The organism is Carnobacterium sp., assembly GCF_032094055.1.
Taxonomy (GTDB): Bacteria; Bacillota; Bacilli; order Lactobacillales; family Carnobacteriaceae; genus Carnobacterium_A.
This window is the reverse complement of the sequence record NZ_DAMDAK010000027.1, coordinates 25,608-27,387: the sequence shown is the minus strand read 5'-3', so window position 1 is coordinate 27,387 and position 1,780 is coordinate 25,608. Positions and strand designations below refer to the sequence as shown.

General features: G+C 41.2%; 1 protein-coding gene. It reads right to left on the bottom strand.

Annotated features, from left to right (window positions below):
- Window positions 1-1,780, bottom strand: a 1,780-nt coding sequence (locus RT405_RS05985; RefSeq protein WP_313468400.1) for an HAD-IC family P-type ATPase, incomplete at both ends; no start/stop codon positions are given.

The window sequence follows — 1,780 nt, the reverse complement described above, 5'->3', positions numbered from 1 at the left end:
TGGTTCCAATCCTAATGCAATTGCTGGGAACGTATCCGTCACTAAATTGATCCACAAGATATGAACAGGCGCCAAAATACTCCAGCCTAACAATGTAGCAATGAACAAAGTCAATACTTCGCCTAAATTCGCTGATAATAGATATTGAATCGATTTTTGAATATTTGAAAAGACTTTTCTTCCTTCTTCAACTGCTACAACGATCGTCGAAAAATTATCATCGGCTAGAACCATATCGCTGGCGCCTTTTGATACTTCTGTTCCGGTGATTCCCATTCCAATACCGATATCCGCCGTTTTCAATGCTGGTGCATCATTCACGCCATCACCAGTCATTGCCACGATCTTACCTGCTTTTTGCCATGCTTTAACAATTCTAACTTTATGTTGCGGGGAAACTCGTGCATATACAGAATACTGTTTTACTTTAGTGGCAAAATCTTCGTCACTGATCTCGTCCAACTCAGCTCCTGTAATGACACCATCTTTTTGTTTTTCTTCTAAAATACCTAATCTCTTGGCAATGGCTTCAGCTGTGTCGCGGTGATCTCCAGTGATCATGATAGGCCGAATCCCTGCTTCACGTGCTACTCTTACCGCATCTTTAGCTTCTTCACGTTCTGGATCGATCATGCCGGTCATACCTGCAAAAACCAAATCCTGTTCAACAGTTGCTGAATTGAGCTCGCTTGGCATTTGATCAACGACTTTATAGGCCATTGATAACACCCGCAACGCTTGAGTGGCCAAGTCATGGTTTGTATCTAGAATAGCTTTTCGTGTCTTATCATCCATTGCCTCGACTTTATTTTGATTATCTACTTGAGTACATCTTTTCAATAGTTCATCCGGTGCCCCTTTAACAGCAACTAAAAACTGACCATTGGCTTGCTTATGGATCGTTGACATCAATTTCCGTTCCGAATCAAAAGGTATTTCTGCTACTCGCGGCTCTTTAGCTAGTTGCGCTTGTACGTCTATTCCTTTATTCATAGCAAACTGGATCAAAGCTGTTTCAGTGGGATCGCCAATCAATGTTCCGTCTCCAGCTATTTGTGTATCATTGGCATAAACCATTGACCGCAATGCTGGTGATTCCATATCAAATGCTGCTTTGTTATCTAGTAATTGTCCATTGACATACATTTTTTCAACCGTCATTTTATTCATAGTCAATGTTCCTGTTTTATCAGAACAAATAATATCAGTGCTGCCTAATGTTTCAACTGCTGGCAATTTCCGGACAAGCGCTTTCCGTTTAGCCATTTTCTGTGTTCCTAAAGCGAGAATAATTGTAACGATTGCTGGTAAACCTTCAGGAATGGCCGCAACTGCCAATGAAATAGAAGTCAACAGCATATCCAGCCATTCTCTTCCATTCAGCATACCGACAACAAACATAATGACAGCAATCACTAAAATCGCTACTGTTAAATATTTACCTAATCGGTTTAAATTTTCTTGCAGCGGCGTCATGGTTTCTTCTGTTGAAGCCAACATAAGAGCAATTTGACCTACTTCAGTATCCATTCCTGTTGCAACAACGACGCCTTCTCCACGTCCATAAGTAACATTGCTGTTCATATAAGCCATGTTGGTCCGGTCGCCGATACCGGCTTTAGCGTCTTCAATAATTGTCAATTCTTTATCAACAGGAACTGATTCACCGGTCAGACCAGATTCTTCTATTTGCAAAGACGCTACTTCGATCAAACGCAAATCAGCAGGTACAATATTCCCTGCTTCCAATAAGACGATATCTCCAGGTACCAGTTGATCA